Source organism: Bradyrhizobium sp. S3.2.6 (genome assembly GCF_040546885.1).
Lineage (GTDB): Bacteria > Pseudomonadota > Alphaproteobacteria > Rhizobiales > Xanthobacteraceae > Bradyrhizobium > Bradyrhizobium cytisi.
Genome location: NZ_JBEPOS010000003.1, coordinates 23,972 through 39,620, shown reverse-complemented (window position 1 = coordinate 39,620; position 15,649 = coordinate 23,972). Strand labels below are relative to the sequence as shown.

Annotated in this window: 14 protein-coding genes, 1 tRNA gene and 1 pseudogene; 8 read left to right on the top strand and 8 right to left on the bottom strand. The window is 60.2% G+C overall.

Annotated features, from left to right (window positions below; all coding sequences use genetic code 11):
- Positions 1-5: 5 nt before the first annotated feature.
- Positions 6-1,652, bottom strand: a complete 1,647-nt coding sequence (locus tag ABID58_RS07930; protein ID WP_354032226.1) for a flagellar hook-length control protein FliK — start codon at positions 1,650-1,652, stop codon at positions 6-8.
- A gap of 348 nt (positions 1,653-2,000) precedes the next feature.
- Between ABID58_RS07930 and mnmA the strand changes: the two genes are divergently transcribed.
- From mnmA to ABID58_RS37370, 5 genes are all read left to right on the top strand, one after another.
- Positions 2,001-3,182, top strand: coding sequence for a tRNA 2-thiouridine(34) synthase MnmA (mnmA, locus tag ABID58_RS07925; RefSeq protein WP_354032225.1), 1,182 nt, complete (start codon positions 2,001-2,003; stop codon positions 3,180-3,182).
- A gap of 20 nt (positions 3,183-3,202) precedes the next feature.
- Complete coding sequence (locus ABID58_RS07920; RefSeq protein ID WP_148755373.1) at positions 3,203-3,841, top strand: class I SAM-dependent methyltransferase; 639 nt, start codon at positions 3,203-3,205, stop codon at positions 3,839-3,841.
- Between the two features lie 46 nt (positions 3,842-3,887).
- Entirely contained in the window at positions 3,888-4,250 is a 363-nt protein-coding gene (locus ABID58_RS07915; RefSeq protein ID WP_354032224.1) for a hypothetical protein, read from the top strand.
- 277 nt (positions 4,251-4,527) lie between these two features.
- Positions 4,528-4,604 (top strand) — tRNA-Met (locus ABID58_RS07910).
- A gap of 238 nt (positions 4,605-4,842) precedes the next feature.
- Entirely contained in the window at positions 4,843-5,043 is a 201-nt protein-coding gene (locus ABID58_RS37370) for a hypothetical protein (RefSeq protein ID WP_502916389.1), read from the top strand.
- Positions 5,044-5,136: 93 nt separating this feature from the next.
- On the opposite strand, the pseudogene ABID58_RS07905 reads toward ABID58_RS37370, so the two are convergent.
- The 3 genes and pseudogenes from ABID58_RS07905 to ABID58_RS07895 form a co-directional block, all read right to left on the bottom strand.
- A pseudogene (locus ABID58_RS07905) lies at positions 5,137-6,219 on the bottom strand (recombinase family protein); the annotation flags it as partial.
- Entirely contained in the window at positions 6,128-6,334 is a 207-nt protein-coding gene (locus ABID58_RS07900) for a hypothetical protein (protein WP_354032223.1), read from the bottom strand. The pseudogene ABID58_RS07905 and the gene ABID58_RS07900, both read right to left, overlap by 92 nt.
- A 620-nt stretch (positions 6,335-6,954) precedes the next feature.
- Entirely contained in the window at positions 6,955-8,469 is a 1,515-nt protein-coding gene (locus ABID58_RS07895; RefSeq protein ID WP_354032222.1) for a T6SS phospholipase effector Tle1-like catalytic domain-containing protein, read from the bottom strand.
- Positions 8,470-8,648: 179 nt separating this feature from the next.
- On the opposite strand from ABID58_RS07895, the gene ABID58_RS07890 reads away from it, so the two are divergent.
- The 3 genes from ABID58_RS07890 (at position 8,649) to ABID58_RS07880 (ending at position 11,372) form a co-directional block, all read left to right on the top strand.
- On the top strand, positions 8,649-8,849 hold the full coding sequence (locus ABID58_RS07890; protein WP_354032221.1) for a hypothetical protein: 201 nt from the start codon (positions 8,649-8,651) through the stop codon (positions 8,847-8,849).
- A gap of 855 nt (positions 8,850-9,704) precedes the next feature.
- Entirely contained in the window at positions 9,705-10,136 is a 432-nt protein-coding gene (locus tag ABID58_RS07885) for a hypothetical protein (RefSeq protein ID WP_354032220.1), read from the top strand.
- Positions 10,137-10,286: 150 nt separating this feature from the next.
- Entirely contained in the window at positions 10,287-11,372 is a 1,086-nt protein-coding gene (locus ABID58_RS07880) for a hypothetical protein (protein ID WP_354032219.1), read from the top strand.
- 596 nt (positions 11,373-11,968) lie between these two features.
- Here ABID58_RS07880 and ABID58_RS07875 read toward each other — a convergent pair.
- From ABID58_RS07875 to ABID58_RS07860, 4 genes are all read right to left on the bottom strand, one after another.
- Positions 11,969-12,559 carry a hypothetical protein gene (locus ABID58_RS07875; protein WP_354032218.1) on the bottom strand — a complete coding sequence of 197 codons (591 nt, stop codon included), beginning with the start codon at positions 12,557-12,559 and terminating at the stop codon, positions 11,969-11,971.
- Positions 12,560-12,659: 100 nt separating this feature from the next.
- Positions 12,660-13,304: a hypothetical protein gene (locus tag ABID58_RS07870; protein WP_354032217.1), complete on the bottom strand. Its 645-nt coding sequence runs from the start codon at positions 13,302-13,304 to the stop codon at positions 12,660-12,662.
- 637 nt (positions 13,305-13,941) lie between these two features.
- A complete protein-coding gene (locus tag ABID58_RS07865; RefSeq protein ID WP_354032216.1) occupies positions 13,942-14,751 on the bottom strand; it encodes a hypothetical protein in 810 nt (269 codons plus the stop codon).
- Positions 14,752-14,783: 32 nt separating this feature from the next.
- The gene (locus tag ABID58_RS07860; RefSeq protein WP_354032215.1) at positions 14,784-15,620 is read right to left on the bottom strand and encodes a S1/P1 nuclease; all 837 of its coding nucleotides are present in this window, start codon (positions 15,618-15,620) and stop codon (positions 14,784-14,786) included.
- Between the last annotated feature and the right edge of the window lie 29 nt (positions 15,621-15,649).

The following is a 15,649-nucleotide window of genomic DNA, read 5'->3' as shown; positions in this document are numbered from 1 at the left end:
ACTCCTCACACTCTGATGTCGACGCCGCTGCTCGATCCGAGCATGCGGCCATAGCTGCGGCTCACGGGTGCGGCCGCGGCAGAATCGTCTTCACTGATGATCAGCCGGCGGGAATTTCCGGAATTGTCGTTGTTCTGGCCGGAGTTCTGTCCCGACGAATTCTGGTCGCGCAGGCTGAAGGAGAGCCCGTTGCTGCCGGTCTTGAGGCCGGCATCGTCGAGCGCGCGCTGCAATTGTGGCGCGTCCTGCCGCAGCATCTGCAGTGTCTCCGGCTTCTCGACGGTGAGATGCGAGGTGACCTGGCCGTTGCGGTCGACATTGATGCGGACGTCGATGCGGCCGAGATCGATCGGATCGAGGCTGATGTCGAAGCGCGTCTTGCCGGAGCGCGCGGCGGCCGCGATCTCGACCGGGATGCCGCTGATCGGCACGGCGTTCGATGTCGCCGCGGTCGCTGTCAGCGTCGCGGTGGAGGCGGTGGCCGTCGATGTCGTATTGGTCAGCGGCGCCTGCACGGCGGAGGCGGCTTGCGCGCTGGCGTCGGTCGTCGCAGCAGCAACGGCTTGCGTACCGGCATGTGCGTGCGTGGTCGGCGCGGCCGGCGTCGCATCGGCCGTGCGATTGGCAGCATCGGCCTTGGCGTCGGTCGCGGCGCTGTCGGCCTGCGGCTTGGCGGCTTCGGGATGCGCGGCGGCGTTGGTCGCCGTCGCCGTCGCGGCATTTTGCGCAGCGGTCGCGGCCTGCGCGGTCTTGCCGGTATCCTGGCCGATATTGGAGACGTCGGTCTGTCCTTGCGCGGTCGCTGCAGCCTTGAACGACGTTTTGGGCGTGCCCTGGTCGACCGCGGTGAGCTGCGCGGCGTTCGCCGTCGCATCCGTCGCGGTGCCGTCGGTCGTTGTAGCAGCCGCATCGGCGAGCGCGGCCTTCGCATCGGCGGTCTTGCCGTCGGTCTTGCCGTCGGTCTTGGCCGTCTTGCCGGTCGCATCGGTCTTGGCGCCGGCGATCTGCGCCGCGGTCGAGGCGCTGGCGGCGATGCCGGCGGCTGCGATCGTCAGCGGCGAGGAGGCGGTGTTGGCGGCCTGGCCGGCTGTCGCATTCGGATCGACCGGAACCACGGGCGCCGCGACGGGGATAGTGGCCGGATCGGGCGTCGCCGCCGGCGTCGCGGCGGCCTGTGCTGCGGCAGAGGCGTCGACCGCGGCGGCGAGGCCGTCGGTGGTGCCGTCGGTCTTGTCGTCCTTGGCGTCCTTGGTCTCCTGCGACTTGTCGCCCGACTTGGACGCATCGCTCTTGTCCTTGATCTTGGCCGTCGCCTTGGTCGGATCGGCCGGCGTATCGCTCGCGGTTTGCGTCGAGGAATCCGTGCTGTCGCTCGCGGCGCTCTGCGAGGACTGATCAGTCGAGGAAGAGTCGCGCGTGCTCCGGTCGGACGAGGAGGACGACGACGACGAGGACGACGAATCGGTCCGTCTCGGTGTGCTGTCCTGGCTCGCGGACGAGGCGCTGTTGCTGATGGCCTGGGTGTTGCTGTCGACCAGCGCGCCGAAGGAGTCACTCGGCGTCGAGTCCTTGGTGCTCTGCGACCGGGCAGGCTTCTGCTGCGCGCTGGAAACCTGCGCGTTTGCCGCTACGTCTGACGTGACACCGACCACAGGCGACCCCTCGAAAACATCTTCGGGCTAGAAGGTCAGCAAGGAGCGGGCCAATTCTCCAAATTGTCATTTTATGTAGCGAGATCAATATCTTGGTGAATCGGCAGTACCCCCGCCAGCTGCGCGAAAACCCCGTCATTTCTGCCGCCCCGGCAAGAATTGCCGTAAGCTTGGGGCGGCGCGATTGCTTCACCGGAATGCGGCCTATATTAAAGGGTGCTCTCAGCCGCTTTCGACCGGGCAGGCCGTGCCCTTCGGGAACTCTTGGTTCCCGGGGACCGCCGGTGTCCCGGCCAAAGGCACAGAAATCGCGGATCGCCGAACGCCGCCGTCACAACTGCTAGGCCCATGCTCAACAGTCTGGATCTCGAAGGCCGTCCTGAGGACACCAGGGTCGTCGTTGCCATGTCGGGCGGCGTCGATTCCTCGACGACGGCTGCGCTGTTGAAGGCGGAAGGCTATGACGTCGTCGGCATCACGCTGCAGCTCTACGACCATGGCGCGGCGACCCACCGCAAGGGCGCCTGCTGCGCCGGCCAGGACATTCATGACGCCCGCGATGTCGCCGCCAAGCTCGGCATTCCCCATTACGTGCTCGACTACGAGGACCGCTTCCGCGAGTCCGTCATCGACAATTTCGCCGACTCTTATGCGCTTGGCGAGACGCCGGTGCCGTGCATCGAGTGCAACCGCTCGGTCAAGTTTCGCGACCTGCTGAAGACCGCGCGCGAGCTGGGCGCGCAGGCGCTCGCCACCGGCCATTACGTCGCCTCGCGCCGCCGCGACGACGGGTCGCGCGCGCTGGTGTGCGCCGCCGACGGCGATCGCGACCAGAGCTATTTCCTGTTCGCGACCACGCAGGAGCAGCTCGACTTCCTGCGCTTCCCGCTCGGCGACATGACCAAGCCCGAGACGCGCGAGCTTGCGCGCCGCTTCGGTCTCTCCGTCGCTGACAAGCACGACAGCCAGGACATCTGCTTCGTGCCGACCGGCCGCTACACCGACATCATCACCCGCCTGCGTCCGAACGCGATGGACCCCGGCGACATCGTCGATCTCGACGGCCGCGTGCTCGGCCGGCATCACGGCATCGCCAATTTCACCATCGGCCAGCGCCGCGGCCTCGGCATCGCCGCCGCCGCGCCGCTGTTCGTGGTGCGGCTGGAGGCGGCCAACCGCCGCGTCGTGGTCGGCCCGCGCGATGCGCTGAGGATGCACCGCATCGCCTTGCGCGACGTCAACTGGATCGGCGGCGGCGACATCGACCGCGCGATCGGTTCTGGCCTCGAGCTGTTCGTCCGCGTCCGCTCGACCCGCAGCCCCCAGCCGGCGTGGCTGCGCGGCGCTGATGGCCATTACGAGGTCGAGCTCGTCGCCGGCGAAGAGGGTGTTTCGCCCGGCCAGGCCTGCGTGTTCTACGACGCGCCCAGTGGCCAGGCCCGCGTGCTCGGCGGCGGCTTCATCCAGAGCGCTGCCGCGAAGGTCGCGAGCAACACGGCGCGGCCGCTCGTGGAAGCGGTGCGCGGCTAAAAGATATCCGGGGCAGGGGCATGGCAGCAGACATCTCGCGGGCCGGGGTCGAGAAGGCCTATGGCCGCTGGGCGCCGGTCTATGATCTCGTGTTCGGCAAGGTGTTCGACGCCGGCCGGCAGTCGACCATCGCCGAGGCCGACCGCATCGGCGGCCGCATCCTCGACGTCGGCGTCGGCACCGGTCTCTCGCTGTCCGATTATTCGCGCACCACAAAGATCTGCGGCGTCGACATTTCCGAGCCGATGCTGCGCAAGGCGCAGGCGCGCGTGCGCGCGCTTCGCTTGAGCAATGTCGAAGTGCTCTCGGTGATGGACGCGAAGAACCTCGCCTTCCACGATGGCTACTTCGACGCGGTGGTCGCGCAATATGTCATCACCGCCGTGCCCGATCCCGAAGGCACGCTCGACGAGTTCGTGCGCGTGCTCAAGCCCGGCGGCGAGCTGATCCTGGTTAACCACATCGGCGCCGAAAAGGGGTTTCGCAAGCTCTCCGAGCTCGCGTTTGCGCCGTTCGCCCGCCGCCTCGGCTGGCGTCCGGAATTTCCGTGGCAGCGCCTGGTCGACTGGGCTGCAAAGCACGGCGGCATCACGCTCGCCGAGCGCCGTCCCATGCCGCCGATGGGCCATTTTTCGCTGATCCGCTACCACAAATCGTAATGTTCAGAGGCTGGAACAGAGCGCGCGCTTCGCGCGTTTCCTGTCCATGCGCACGACATCAAACATCATCCTGGCTAGCCTTGTGATCGCAGCCTCCGGCGCCGCGATCGCGCAGGCGCCGCCCGCCCCGGCGACGCCGCCGCAACAGACCGCGCCGCCATCCCCGCAACGCGCGGCCGACTGCACGCCGCAGGACCGCCCGAACCGCGCCACCACGCCCGACGGCACCACCACCGGCCAGGCCCGGGAACCACTCGGCGACAAGCTGGCAAAATCCGACGGCGTGCTCTGCCCGCCCGCTGGCGTCGATCCCGAAATGCACGCCCCCGCGCCGAGTACGGATGGCAAAATGCCCGTCATCCCGCCCCCCGGCAGCCCCGGCGGCGACCCCACGGTCAAGCCGAAGTAGGGCGTAGCTCCTACCCAGCTGTCATCATGCCCGGGCTTGTCCCGGGCATCCACGTTCTTGGGACCGCAGATTAAGGCGTGGATGGCCGGGACAAGCCCGGCCATGACGGATTCGGCGGAGAGTTCGGCCCAAAACAGGCTGATCTGTCCCCACGCGGACCTGTCCCGCCGAAGCTTTCGCGAAAGCGGAAGCGAAGGCGGATTGACTTCCCGCCGCCCCCTTCATTATATGCCGCGCGTTCGCGAGTTCGGCCTTATCAGGCCCTCGCGACCCCTGTGGCGGGGTAGCTCAGCTGGTTAGAGCACGGGAATCATAATCCTGGGGTCGGGGGTTCGAGTCCCTCTCCCGCTACCACCTTTCCCCACACTCCCGTTACTCGGTTGGGGTAGGCGGCTTCTCCGAGCAGGGCATTTAGGCGCCCGGCTATCTCGACCGCTACTCCGCCTGATCTGGCTGGATCCCGAAACACCGTGACGGTATCGACAAGGTCTCGAATGGCTTCTGCGGCCTCCGCGTCGCCGGTTGCGACACTTTTCCCCAATGCGTCTTCCAGCCGATTGAGCTGTTCCTCATACCGGTTCAGGACAGCCGGATGCAGCGCGACTTCTTTTGGGATAGTTGGTTCGTTCTGCAGCGCTTGGATTATCCGCTTTCGTTCGGCATCCAAAGCAGTCGACCGTGGTCCGAGAACAGAGGGATCGCCGTGCCCTTTTGCGATCGCATCTACCAGTCGTTCGATTTCTCTGTTGATTTGACCAAGCTGCTGCTCAAGGCGTTGCCGTTTTGCATTTGATGTTGCCGTGAGGCGCTTCCGCTCCTCGAGATATGTCCTTACGTACTCCGCAATAACCTTCGGCGCGCGCAATTCGGCCTTCAGTCCGCTGAGAACCGCACTTTCGACGGTGTCCAAATAGAAAGTCTTGGCATCAGGACACATGCCGCTCTCCGTCGCAGCCGAGCAGCGAATGCGAACACGCCCCGATTTGTCCCGCCCATTCGTTGCCATGCCCGAGCCGCATGAACCGCAGCGGAGCAAGCCAGACAGCATTCGACGGGGACGACGTTGATGACTCGGATGCGTGCAACTGCGCTCCTGTTTGCGCTGCTGAGCAGCCCTGAACAATTCTGAATCGATAATTGCAAGATGGGGCACTTCGGCTACCTGCCAATCACTCCTTGCATTTGGTCGCGACAGTCGCTTTCCCGTGTCAGGGTCTTTCACCATCCTAACTTTGTTCCAGACGAGACGGCCGACATAGAGCTCGTTCTGCAAAATTCCGGCAGCTCTCTCACGATTGCCGTTGATGGTTGATGCATTCCATGCGCCTCCTCGCGGAGCAGAAACCCTTTCCTTATTCAAATCGTGGGCAATTTCGCGAGGCGTTCGCCCACTCACGTATTCCTGGAAGATGCGTCGGATGACTTGTGCTTCGGCCTCGAGGATCACACGTTCACCGCTTCTTCCCGCGACTGCGGCGTATCCGTACGTGAGGCCGCCGCCGGCCAAACCTTGCTTGACCCGTCCCGCTAGACCGCGACGCACTTTGTGCGCGTTGTCCTCACGATAGAGTTGCCCGACCAGACCGCGAAGGCCAACCAGTACGGTGTTAACGACGCCTTCGTGTACCGCTCGGATCTCGATTCCGAGAAAAGAGAGCCGTTTATGGATACCGGCGAGGTCTTCCATGTCGCGAGAAAGGCGATCGAGCGCCTCGACGACCACTACGTCAAAGGATTCCTCTCGCGCGTGATCCAACATCCGCAGAAGGCCTTCGCGTCCCATGATCGACCCGCCCGAACGTGCACGATCTTCGTAGGTGCGGATAACAGTTAAGCCCTCGCGCTCAGCGTAGGTTCGACAAAGTGAAAGCTGATCTTCAATCGAACGCTCGTTCTGAAGATCCGTCGAAAACCGAGCATAAATCGTTGCCCTTTTCCCCTTCGTTTCGATTGGCGAGTTCTCTTTCATGATCTTCCCTCGCGGCCAGGCGGGCAAGTACGCGCGCGAGGCGTAAGATCGCCTCGTCTGGATTTGTCTGCAAGGGCAATTTTCGATTCACATCGGCAGTCATCTCGAGCATCATGCTCGGGCGCCCCTTGAGCGGAAAGGCGACTATGCATTCGGCGCGGAATCGGATGCTGGAGCGAAGTAAAAGGGATGAGCTCGTAAGAGCGTCGAGGGCCGGAGAAGCCGGTGGCGAGATCCCTACAGGCAGCTCTCGGGCGATCTTGCAAACCCAGGGAAACGCCGGCACCGTCACAAGCACTCTCTTTTTGGTCGATACACGCTTGGCACCAGTTCGCTATGAACGGCTGACCATCGATAAGCTCGCTTGCCGTCCTCGTGATTGAATCGACCGTCCGTCACGATTCAGTCGGACCACACTGGTGCCGAAGCGGCTCGCTCGCTTAACGAGCCGGAAATGTCATCCCCGAAGGTCTCGCTGACTCTCCTCATGAAGCAGCTGACTCTTAATCAGCGGGTCCCAGGTTCGAGCCCTGGTGCGCCCACCATACAAATCAAGACCTTAGCGAGAGAAACCGTTTGAGAGGACCGAACTAAAACGGTTATTCAAACGGTGTTTTTGACGGCCGGGCGGCGAGCGCACTCTCGGCATTGTGATGTGCTCTCCTCGTCTCCGCGGAGGCCAAAGGCGTCTCGAAGGCTGCCCGACAGAACCGCTTCCTCACTGTTGTATCTGGGTCAGAGCCGCCCGACATGGCCGGCATCTTCCCACTTCTTTTCAATGTCATCGGCGACGCATTGGGGCAGCTGCGCCGCGCTCCCATCGAAATAATGCTTGAAGTCGACGTGGACCCTCATGTTGTCCGGGCGGTAGGCCGCCATGCGATCGTAGAGAAGAACGGACGCTGCTTCGAAACGCCGACAGACCGATTTGTGCATCGGTGATCTCGATTCTTCCGTCTCGGGGTCGATCGGCAGGTCACGAACCCCAGCCTTGAGGAAGCCTCCCGCCTGCTCATTGTGCTGGGGACCCGCGGGATTGGGCGACAGCCGTAGCACACTGCCGTCGTGTTTCAGGCCGCCAGGGATGAGCGAAGCTCCGGCGAGCAACCAGTTGAGCGCGACGTCTGAGAGCCGAGCCTCGTTCTCGAGATAGCCGCCGCCGACATCGGCGTGCACGCCCGAAAACCAGACCTGTTCGAAGAAAAGATTGTCGTGCACGTCTCGTTTGTCCTGCTTCTCGGCCGTCGGCGACCAGGTGACGCGCTTGAAATCGGCGCGGTTCTCGTCGATCGAGATCGCATGTTTAGCGTAGCCCACCCTCGGATTGAGGGTCGTGTCGTAGAATTTGTGCTTCGGCGGAGCGAGATGCACCGTCTGGAGGCGCTTCCAGAATCCATAGCCGGGCAAGGATGGCGCGATCTTCAGATAGTTCATGAAAAAAGCAATCAGCGCTGTGGCGATGCCGAGGTAGCTCAGAATCCAGGCCACCCATCCGGCCCATGGAAAGACCGGCTGAAGGAAGCCACCGAGCCAGTGCAACCCGATCAGTAGCGCAATGCCGGAGGTCACGAGCGCCGCGCCCAGATATTTGTGGCCGAGGGCGGCGACAGTATCGAACACGCCGATGAAGTAGGGAAAGACGTTCGCGTGCTCGGCGCCGTTGACGGTGGTTGTACTGCCGTACTGCTGTCTAAATTGTGCGGCGATTGCATCTCGAGTCTCCAGCAGGAACCGCCGGTATCCAAGAATCTTGCGCGAGTAGGATGGACAGAATTGATAGACATCCTTGACCGCATGCTCGGCCAGCTTGTGGATGCTCTTTGGGTCGCGGCGCAAGGGCGAGCCATCGGGCATATGGCGCGGGACGCCGCAATGGGTCATGACCCCTGCAACCGATCGGACCGTGTAGGCACCCCGGCTGAAACCGATCAGGAAGATCCGATCGCCTTCCTCATACAGGGCGATGATCGCGGCGTAGCAATCGACAATGTTCCGAGTGATCCCGAGGCCCGTCGCCATGCTGGCGAGATTGTAAAGCCACCGCATCCAGCCAATCTTGAAATGACCGCCATCGGACGCAGAACCGAGACCGGCATCGTAGAAGGCGACCTGTTCGGATGGTTCGACCTTCGTGTCCGGGCCGACGCGGCAGGCGCGGTAGAGCTTGTAAACGTTCGTCCGTGCTTCGTCGAAATTGATGCCGCCGGCCTGACCTGTGCCGTCGGAAAAGATCACAATATTCTTCGGCATTCACACCATCCCCAAAAGTGCACCAAAAGCCAATCTATATCACAGGTTGCGTTAGCCCAACTGTGAGCTGGCCCACTTGCGTAGAGCGCGCCCGGACCAGGATAGAGAGTCAACTGATCGAGAGTTGCGCCTCAATGCGGCTGTGCTAGTACGCCCACTCTCGAGTCGAGGAGCTAAAAGTGGCGAAGAACGCAAAGAAGTCGGCTACAAAGAAGAAAACTGTGCGTCGTGAATACACAAAGGCTGACGTGAAAGAGCTGCGCGCTCATTCGAAAGCAAAGACGCCCGTTGCAAAAATCGCGAAGCTCACAAAGCGCTCCGAAGGCTCACTCCGCCAAAAGGCCCTCAAGCTCGGAATCCGGCTCGGTCACCAGCGCTAGAGGCGGCATGATGACACTCTTCAATAGAGCGTTCTCGACCAGAACGCTGTTGCAAATCATCTGCGTTCTCGTCGCTGTTGTCGCAATGAAGTTGTTGAGCGCTCACTACGACTTCAGCTGGGCAACCGCAATTGGCGGTTGACCAGAGGAATATCCTTGAAGACTGAGCAGAAAAGAAGACCATCTAGTGGCGAGCTATTACGCGGCGTTCAAGCGTGCGACGTAATGGCGCCTTCCAAGCCGCGGGGTAAAAAAGGCTGGCCGAGTCGAAAATCAAGGGCGAACGATTTCCTGATGTGTGCGGCACGCCTTCAACCAGCAACCAGACCGTTATGAGCGGCGGGATAAACGATCGGATTCGTTGATGTTGCTGTCTTTTGTTTCAATCCGATCGCGTTCGTTCCGCTGCGGTTGGATCGTTTCTGGTGCGAAACTGGTGCGGTCACCGGCTCGTGCAGATGAGTCGGGATTGACATCGATGGCTCTCTATCGCCGAACTCTCTTCAGGACGATCATCAAGCGGATCGATTTGGCTCCCTCTCAAGGCTGAAACAGGGGTTCGATTCCCCTAGGGAGCGCCGCCTCAATCTCGGTCGTGGTAACGGCTCGCGTATCCAATCGACCGCGCGACGGCATGACGCCCCCTTTTCACTACGGTTCTGCTACCTCTATTGCGTCTGCCGCTTCCATAGCATCTGCAGCGTTTAAGGACCTGATTAATCTCTCCGCGCTTACTGCGCCGACCCCACAGCGCGGACAAAGTTCCACCTGGACCGAGGCTTTAGGGCCGAGCTGGTCGACTTTCCGCCCGATGCTCTCGACGAGATGATGGAAGAGGCAGGGCTCTAGATCCTGATGAGGAAGAAATTTGAAGAGGCGGGACGCGCTTCCCCGTATGTCGCCCGCATCGAGAGCCGCCTGCGGCGCCTCGTGAAGAAAGTCATGACGAAAGAGTATGGCTCCGGCTGGGAAAGCAGACTCCATAGGGATACCGTGTTGCGGTGGCAAGAGACGAAGCAAAAGAGGATCAATGAGGGTCGGCGTGAGTTGCCCGATTTGATCTACTACGCAGAACTCGGCGACCTGCTTGAGGTCATGAACCGTAGAGATCATTTTAAGCACTTCGTGTCCAAGTTTGTGCGCAGAGAATATCTGCAGGAATTATTCATTCGCGTGTCGCCCGCGCGAAATGCTGTGACGCACGTTGGGGTCGTGATACCCATGGACAAGCTCACGGTAATGACTGAGTACGCCCGCTTGCAGCATGTGCTCGGCGACGAGGACTGACGCGGCGCCCGTGCCAACCGCCCGGAGCGTGTGGGCGCGGAGCTGGCGGCGGATGAGGATATTGTGGAGGAAGAAGAGGCGTTCTAAACTCGCATTTCGGCAGAGGCGGCCTAATTACTGGCGGGCCGCCGAGTGGGGATGGGAGACTGAGTGGCCGGACCTTCGTTACCAACGATCAAGCGCGTCTTCGCGCTGTCGCACAACCTGTGCGCCCACGCCGACTGTGGTCAGGAGTTGGTCGTAGACGGCGTCGTCGTCGGAGAAGTGTGTCACATCAAGGGAGAGAAGCGGACTGCCGCGCGGTTTGACGACCACCAAACCGACGAGGAGCGGCACGCTTATGGAAACCTGATCGGCATGTGCCGCAAACATCATAAGATCATTGACTCAGACGAAGGCTCTTATCCCGTCGAGCGTCTCGTTGAGATGAAGCGCCAGCACGAAGAGAGCGATACACGTCGCTTTATTATCAGCGACGAACTGGTGCAGCGTATTGGTGATCTTTTGACAGCTGAGGCCGAACGAGATGCTCGCCAGACCTATCCCGACTGGACCATACGCGAGCTGTTTTTCCATATCCGTCCGGACCTTCTCGAAAGTCATGTCGGTGACAACGAGGAGAAGGCATGGGAGCACGTCGCCAAACAAGTGATGGACTACTTCTCGACCGGCCGGCTGAAGGTGTGGGGCCGGCCGATAATGAGGCCGCGTCGCCGCGGGCCGCTGAAGCCGGTCGACGAGCCGGGCTACTGGACGCATGCGCAGTTTACGTACTGGTTCTTGAAAGACGATGGGCGCTTGAACAGCCACACAACGGCGCCAGGTGAGACTGGATTGCTCGATTACGCGGACCTGCAGGTAAATCGAGCGGAGGCGATGAAGATTTGGCCGGAGCCGGGCGCGGCACATGACGACGGCCCGGAAATCGGACTGCTCGACGCGGCGCGGCGCGCATACAGCCTGACCCGTAATGATCCGGCTGCATCGTTCGCTGAAATGGACGAAGCGTCGCCGGAGACGATTCTCATCTGGTATTGTATCTGGATTGCTCAGCACATGCCGATGTTCGGCGCCCGACGGCCGTCAACGACGGTCGAGCCGGTGACGTTAGACGATCCCGCGAAGGACTTTCAGATTCAGGGAAATACGCTGACGTTGCGCGAACGAAACGGGCATGTCGTGTGGGAGAACCTTCGCATAAGCTCGACCTGCTGCCCGCCGTCATCGCGGCGCTGAAGGCGACCGGCCGGGCGTGCTGAATTTATTATCCACAACCACGCCCTGGCGCCGCTTTCATCGATGCTACAGTTAGAGGGTATGAATCGGATCAATAGAATGACGATCGCGCGCCAGCATCTTACTTCGTGGTAGGATTCAATCGCGCCATTCTAGGCGGCCAATCATACACAGTAGACCCCCGCATCTCGCAAGAGGTTCGGGGGCGAACTGTGTCCGCCAATCCTGCCATCCCAGGCCATCCGCTCCGCTCAACGGATGTAAAATAGATAGCGCGTAAACTGGTAGCTCGTTGAAAATTTGTTGGTGGGGGAGAGACAGCTCTCCTGCGAGAGACCGGCAGTCGAACTCGCATAGGCGTGGCCCGAACAGGGAGCGGAGAGCGCGCAAGCTCCGCTTCCCCATCAGCAATTGTTCGCCGACGCTACTAAAGCTCTCTCAGGTTCTGTTGCGAAAGCAGGGAAAGCAAGTTGACCACTCTTGCCCTGCCATCTGAGCAGCATCGGAAAGAGAGCAGCTGGGATGCGGATATAGACCGCTGCTTTGCAGCAGTCCTGCTTTCGTCTGGTTATCAGAGGGAAAAGTCGGGCTCGTTGTCAGAAATTCGAAGTTAAGCGCGCCGCAAGCAAAGGGTCACAGGCGGGCGCCAGTTGGAGGATTTGCCCGGCTGTGACCCGACTCAGGTATGACTGCGACCTCCGCAATTTCTTGATGATATCTGAGTCCAGCTGGAGTAGCGCTTCGCAATCGGCAAGCGGCTGCGCGTAAGCACATACTGGGTCTCGCATACCAGAACAGAACGACTGCCATCGTGTCTTATCGTTGTGATGGACGGTATTGATCGCAAAATGGGTCGCGAGCCCCTCTTCGAGATTATTAGCCTCGCCATATCCGACTGGAGCTAAGAGATGCACAATTTCCTGAGCTAGCTGCCATACGGCATGGTCGTAATCGTTAGCAGTGTCTGACGTGAGGCGAATAACAACGTGCTTTCGGCTTCCGGGAAACGAAATTTGAGGTTTCGTGGCACTTTCGTAGAATTCGACGCCCAGAAGAGTCCAGTCCATGTCGCGGCGGCCATAAAGTGTCTCTGCCTCATCGAGCATCAAACCCGTTAGCGTCGTGAGCGTCCAGGTGGCGCCAGCGGGAATTGGAACACTGGTGAAGAGTGGTGATGCGACCGGCATGTTGTTTGTCGTCAATCTGTGAAGTTGGGAACGTGTAAGCTCTCCGCGTTGTCGAAAATGCGAAGCCGGAGCGAATGCAGCTCATCGATGGATAATTGCTTCATTTCGCCTTCTTCAACTCGGCTGCCAGAACATCGCTTTTTAAGCCAAAGTGCCCTTCGACCATGGCGCCAAGCCTTTCCCGGAACAGCTTGTCCGAGCCGATCAGTTTTGCTGTTTCGGTGGCTGCCTTGCGTTCGCCCTCGGCGTATTGGAGTAACGCCGCCCGCAAAGCAGAGTCGACGCTTCCATCGAGTTTCAAAGGTCCATTCAGTTTGCCTGAGATCGCTTCAAGCGCCATGCAGATTTGCGACAACCCGCGCTCGATAGCCGTCGAAAGTGCTTTCTTGGGATCGGTTATGATAAGCGGCTTATCGCTTGCCTGTGTGTCACGAGACAAAATGTACGCGATAACTCGGCCTGCGGCTCCATCGCCTTCCTTTCCTTGCTCATAGCATCCTCCAATTGAACATAGCTGCGCATGATGTCTAATAAAGTCGACTTTGCCGCAATCATTCAGAAGTAGGCTAGCCTCCAAGAGGAATTCACCGGTGTAAGTATGATTCCAGTACCAGACCCCATCAACATGCCGTAGCGGTCCTTCCTCCCGGGTTGCGTCGTAGGGCTGGACAGGAAGGTGTTTGACGTTCTGGTCTGTAATGAGAAATCGGCAGGCATGCGGCTTATAGCCCGTTTGGACTTCCACCCAATATATCTTTCGCCCCTTGATCAAATGCTCGAAATCGTAAGTGAACTGTACACTCCCGTATCGGGAGCCCCAGTACCACTCATTAGGCGAGAGCCAGACTACAGTCGTCCGCGAGTCATTGAGTGCGCACTCGTCGTAGATCAAACCACGGGTGATCTTATTGTCTTCTAGGATACGCAACGCCGGTTGCGTATGAGTAACGTGATGAGCGACTTTCATAGCAGCGCAGGTGCCGGTCTTTCCCTTACCAGGCACTATGCATGCATACGGCGTCCAAGGCGATGCCATGACGAACCAGCCAGATGGAGAAATTTAATACTCTTTTTCTAGAGGATTTCTGTTCTCATTACACGGAATACGCGCCTTCCAGCGTTAGGCCGGTACAACGATCGAATAGTAATACTTTGTTGAAGACGCCCTTCCATGGGAGGGGCTCCCATGCATGGTCTTGGTGAGCGCCGAGACGGGTCAACATACCCGCAAATTGCGGCAGTTGCGGAAATTCAGTGGGAGCCATTCAAAGTCTTTCCGAAAGGCTCCTGAGGAAATGACCACCGTCAGAGGAAGACGTTCCCGGCCAGGCCTTGCCTCTCTCTCTAATTTCCGATCCGGATCTGATCTGACCGGGGAGGCTTCATTTCTTCGGTAAAGGGCACTGTCCTTCGTTGCCTGTTGCGCTGGGCGCATCGAACAGGCCGGGGGCCACGCTCGTGCCGTTGAACATGACGGCGATCTGCTTTGCGATGCCAAAGGCATCCTCGCCGTCTTTCTTCGCCGTCCGCTTGGCATTGATCGTCCGCACAATGTTCCATTCGTCGTGAGATCCGAAGCTGAAAGCTACGGACGCGCGCAGCCCGTAATAGTTTCGGAAGTCCGTTTTCTTGATTTCAGCAAGCTTGCTGTCGGTCTTGGCGAGACCATCGTAAAAGCGTTCCAATTTTTCCAGATCGGTCCGGCCGTCAAAGGAAAAATACTGCGCGAAATCGGAAGGTCCCGCGAAGTATATGAAATCGAAATCGCGGCCGAAGCCGTCACTGCCTTCGAGGACGCGCGTCCACATCAGCATGTAGTCCTCGCCTTTCGCGGTCCCGGGCAGCGAAAACTCCTTCGCGGCGGTGTTCAGGAGCCACAGGGACCGGGGACCGAAACGCTCCTCAACCCGCTCTTTCGTCTGCGCCGCTATCTTGACGTTGACGGGAAGATAGCTGCCTTGAATGGTTGAAATCGGAATGCTGAGATATCCGATGGCTTTCCCCTGCTGACGCTGCGCGGAGATGCGGGTGCGGATTTCGTCGACGCGGATAGCGATCACGCCCTTGAGGTCATTCTGAACGCAGTAGCAGAGCGCGTTTGGTGTGCATTCGGTGGAGGTTTCGGCGCGAGCGGTGGTGGCGGTCGCATATGCGGTCAGAGCCGCGACTGCGATCATGCTGCAACGCTTCATTCCGGGCCTCCCATGCATGCCGGGTCCAAAAATCAGGGACAAGTGGTTGTCGGTTTAAGCGTATCCTTCAAATACTTCGCGAGCCGCATGCTGGCGACCGCAAGCTGACGGTCCACAACCGGCAGCGCTGCAGTGTAGTAATTCATCTCCAGCGCGCCGCCGTCAGGAATCCGGTAAGCGGTTTCCCGCGCAAACTGGTGCGCCTCAAGCGCCCAGTCGACCGGGGACCCGGCGTCGAGGCCCGTCACGTCGCGTCCGGGAAACCACGTCGTTTCAAGCCGGGTGACATACGCGCCCCAGGCGAAGACCGTGTGCATGATGATGTCGGTATCCCAGATCGCATGCAACTTCACGCTCTTGCCGAAAAACGTCACGACGACATCGTTTCCGCCATGGTCGTTGTGATCGGTATCGTGCAGCGGCTGGTGAATGTCGCCGATGAGATGAACGAGGAATTTGAGCGCCTGTGCGCGCTCGGTCGGCGTTTTCGCGCAATCGGCGAGAAGAACCCGGTTCCGCTCGATCGCGCTGATGATGCATTCGCCGTTTCTAGGGTCCGGCTTGCAGTCGACCTGCGGATCGTAGGTGCCCCGTTCCAGTGGAATGTTGACGAAATGCCAGTTGCGGGTCTCATCATGCTCCGCCCGGTAGTCGTCGGCCCAGCTGGCGATTGACCCCAGCGATACGCTTGTATCCTGCGTTGCTCCCGGAATCTCCGACTTGAGCAATAACCGGATTTTTTCAAGGCTCGGCGGGTCGAGCCGATGCTCCGCAAGCTCGGCGACGATGGAATGACCCTCCTGGCCCCAGGCGAAGGCCTGTTCGCAGGGCAGCGCGAGCGCCAGGATTGGTAACCAGATCGTTTTCATGGCTCCTCCGGGGCGTGACATCCGAAAAG